The sequence below is a fragment of the Mesorhizobium sp. M7D.F.Ca.US.004.01.2.1 genome (assembly GCF_003997785.1).
Taxonomy (GTDB): Bacteria; Pseudomonadota; Alphaproteobacteria; order Rhizobiales; family Rhizobiaceae; genus Mesorhizobium; species Mesorhizobium loti.
Genome location: NZ_RZRQ01000467.1, coordinates 1 through 3,464 on the forward strand (window position 1 = coordinate 1; position 3,464 = coordinate 3,464).

General features: G+C 63.0%; 3 protein-coding genes and 1 pseudogene. All 4 read right to left on the reverse strand.

The features are described from left to right. Positions 1-169 precede the first annotated feature (169 nt). Positions 170-1,459, reverse strand: coding sequence for an FAD-dependent oxidoreductase (locus EN993_RS33055; RefSeq protein WP_127265971.1), 1,290 nt, complete (start codon positions 1,457-1,459; stop codon positions 170-172). Then, positions 1,452-2,201 carry an ABC transporter ATP-binding protein gene (locus EN993_RS33060; protein ID WP_127265972.1) on the reverse strand — a complete coding sequence of 250 codons (750 nt, stop codon included), beginning with the start codon at positions 2,199-2,201 and terminating at the stop codon, positions 1,452-1,454. Before EN993_RS33060 ends, EN993_RS33055 begins: the two co-directional genes overlap by 8 nt. Next, on the reverse strand, positions 2,125-2,955 hold the full coding sequence (locus tag EN993_RS33065; protein WP_109658635.1) for an ABC transporter ATP-binding protein: 831 nt from the start codon (positions 2,953-2,955) through the stop codon (positions 2,125-2,127). The genes EN993_RS33060 and EN993_RS33065 overlap by 77 nt, the downstream gene beginning before the upstream one ends. Then, a pseudogene (locus EN993_RS33070) lies at positions 2,952-3,464 on the reverse strand (branched-chain amino acid ABC transporter permease); the annotation flags it as partial. The pseudogene EN993_RS33070 and the gene EN993_RS33065, both read right to left, overlap by 4 nt.

A 3,464-nucleotide genomic window follows, 5' to 3' on the forward strand; every position in this document is an offset into this window, starting at 1 on the left:
GAGCAGCCCGGTAGCTCGTCAGGCTCATAACCTGAAGGTCACAGGTTCAAATCCTGTCCCCGCAACCAAATCCAATAGTCAAACGGCCCGCTCTGCGGGCCGTTTGCGTTTGGGGGACTGCTTCTCGGAGCACGCCGGAGCGCGCCATTGTTGATCAATCCTGGAGGCTTTAGGAGCCTTTATCCTGAAAGCGGTTCCAGGCGTGCATGCGGTTGGCGACCTGCACCGCGATCGGGTGGAAAGGAACCGGCTTCATGTTGGTGACCGGAAGCGACATCTGCTCATCCGTACGCCGCCCTGCCGCCCAGCGGCCGATTTCCTGGCCAAGCGACATGGAGAGTGCCACGCCACGACCGGAATAGACGCCGCCAAACACAAGGCCGGGGGCGAGACGATAAAGGCGTGGCCTGCGGTCTGGCACCACCGCGAATGTCCCGTGCCAATATTCCACCATCTCCGGTTCGCCGCCAAACGCGGGAAAGGCCTTGCCCAGCATGCGCGAGACCTTGGCACGGCCGCGATCGGCCTCGCCAAACCAAAACGTATGCGTGCCGCCGCTGACCAGCCGATTGTCTCGGTCATAGTGGAAATAACGGATGTCGTTGCGCATGTCGGATACGGCTGGATTGCCGACAAGGATTTTTGCGCGCACGTCCTCAGGCAGAGGATTGGTCGCCGCCTGGAACACCTTGAGCGGCACCAGCGTCTTCTTGAGGCCCGGCCAGATGTCGCCGGTCAGCGCGTTGGTCGCCAGCACCACCTCCGGTGCGGTGACGCTTCCCGACGCGGTGAAGACGCGCCAGCCGCCCTCCACCTTCTCGATGCGGGTTGCGCGGGAGTTTTCGTGGATGGTCGCGCCTTCGTGCTCCAGCGCCGCGGCAAGGCCGATGGTCATGGCAAACGGGTTGATATGGCCCGAATTGTGCACCATCCAGCCGCCGAGATAGGGACTGCCGATGCGCGCGGTGGCTTCGTCACGGTCCAGGCTGGAGACATTGGCGCCGAAGGCTTTCCACTCCTCATAGAACTGGCGCGTGCGGGCAAGTGTCGCCTCGGTGTGCGCGGGCTGGATCCAGCCTTCCTGCACCTGATGCGCATCGATGTTGAAGCGCTGCATCAGGCCGAAGGCCACGCCGGCGGCATCGGCGACCATGCGGTTGTAGCGGGTGCCGACGGTCTTTCCGTATGCCGCCTCGAATTCCGAAGGCGATGCCTTGGAATGGTGGGAGATGACAAGGCCGTTGTTGCGGCCGGAAGCCGCCGAACCGATCTCGTTGCCTTCGAGCATAATGACATCGACGCCGCTGTCGCGCGCGCCGAGTGCAGCTGCCATGCCGGTGAAGCCGCCTCCGACGACCAGCACATCCGTCTTCAAATCGCCCTGCAGTGCCGGCGCCGTCTGGCGCAGATCCGCGGTCTTGCGCCACAGATGCGGCGTCTTCCAGTCGACTTCAAACATGAAGAACTTCCACGGTGGCGCCGCCGAGATAGTGCTCGCTCAAGGCGGAATGCTCGGCCATTTCCTGTGCGGGGGCGTGAAGCTTCACCTTGCCGGTGTTCAGCAGATAGGCGTAGTCGCCGCATTCAAGTGCTAGCTGCACATTCTGTTCGACGAGCAGGATGGAAATGCCGTTGCGCGACAGGTCGAGGATGATGCGGAAGATCTGATGAACGATCTTCGGGGCGAGGCCGAGGGATGGCTCGTCGAGCATCAGAAGTTTCGGCTCGGCCATCAGCGCCCGGCCAATGGCAAGCATCTGTTGCTGGCCGCCGGACATGCGGCTCGCCATACCGTTGCGCCGCTCCTTCAGCATCGGAAAGAGATCGAAGGCCTCGGCGCGCAGCGCTTCGAAGCTCTTGCCGCCGCGGCCAACATGGGCGGCGACTAGGTTTTCTTCCACCGTCAGGCGTTGGAATATCTGGCGGCCTTCCGGGCAATGGGTGATGCCCAGGCGCACGACCTGCTCCGGCCGCAGGCCGGTGATGTCGCGCCCTTCGAAGGTGATGCTGCCGGCGGTCGGACGCGCAACGCCGGAGATGGAGTTGAGCAGCGTCGTCTTGCCGGCGCCGTTCGGGCCGAGAACAACGACGATCTCGTGCGGATCGACGTCGACGTTTATGTCTTCAAGAACGCCGACGCGTCCGTATCCCGAGCTGAGCCCGGCGATCCTGAGCAGCGGCTCGGATGTCGTCGATGTCATTGGCGGTTCCCAGATAGGCGAGTTGGACGTCGGTGCTGGCCTGCACCTCGGCGGGTGTTCCCTGAAAAAGCAGCTTTCCGTGATGCATGACAATGATGTTGTCGCAGAGCGCCATCACCAGATCCATGTCGTGCTCGACGATGATCGTGATCCGGTCGGGCGAGCGCTGGGCGGCGAGCTTCGCGGTCAGATCCGCCGTCTCATGATGGTTCAGCCCGGCAGCGGGCTCGTCAAGCAGCAGCAGGCGCGGATTGCAAACCAGCGCGCGGGCGATCTCCAGCATGCGCTGGCGGCCATAGGGCAGGCTGCCGGCTTCCGCGTCGGCATGGCCTTGCAGATCGAAAAAACGCAAGATCTCCATGCATTTTTCGCGTCGGTGGTCGCGGCGGGCCGAGGCATAGGGCGGCCACACGACTTCTTTCCATGTGCCGCCGACGTCGCTCGGATAGAAGCAGACCTCGAGGTTTTCGAGCGCGGTCATCTGGTCGAAGAGACGGATGTTCTGATAGGTGCGGGCGACTCCCGAATTGGCGATCTGATATTTCTTGAGCTTGTCCAGGCGTTTGCCGTCGAGCGCTATCGATCCGGCCGAGACGGTGTAGGAGCCGGCGGTCATGTTGATGAGCGTCGACTTACCGGCGCCGTTGGGCCCGATCACACCGTGGATCAGCCCGGGGGCGAAGGAGGCGGTCACGTCATCGATGGCGACGACCTGGCCATATTCCTTTCGCAGTCTGTCGAAAACCAGGGTCATTTGCCGAACAGTCTCCGGATAAGCTTGTCTGGTCCGAAGCTGCGCGGAACGATGCCGGCCGGGCGTACGATGATCAGGAAGATCATCAACAGGCCGAGGAAAAGAATGCGCCATTCGGCGAATTCGCGCAGCACTTCCGGCAGCAGGATCAGGATTGCCGCACCGGCGACGATGCCGAGAATGTTGCCGATGCCGCCGATCACGATCATCAGCACGATCAGCACCGATTCCTGAAGCGTGAAACTCTCCGGGCTGACGAAGCGCTGGGAGGCCGCGAAGATTGCGCCCGCGATCGAACCGATCGTCGCGGAGGTGGCGAAGGCGGCAAGCTTGGCGTTGGTCGTGTTGATGCCGATGCCGCGCGCGGCATCCTGGTCTTCGCGGATCGCTGCCCAGGCCTTGCCAAGGATGGACCGCTCCAGCCGCCAGGCGACAAGCCCGGCCAGCAGCACGACGACGAGCAGAAGCCAGAAGAAATCGACGGGCCGGGCGATCTGGATGCCGAGGAT

What these genes read in the sequence shown, in the direction of transcription:
- EN993_RS33055 (WP_127265971.1), bottom strand. Translation starts at nt 1,459, where the DNA reads ATGTTTGAAGTCGACTGGAAGACGCCGCATCTGTGGCGCAAGACCGCG.
- EN993_RS33060 (WP_127265972.1), bottom strand. Translation starts at nt 2,201, where the DNA reads ATGACATCGACGACATCCGAGCCGCTGCTCAGGATCGCCGGGCTCAGC.
- EN993_RS33065 (WP_109658635.1), bottom strand. Translation starts at nt 2,955, where the DNA reads ATGACCCTGGTTTTCGACAGACTGCGAAAGGAATATGGCCAGGTCGTC.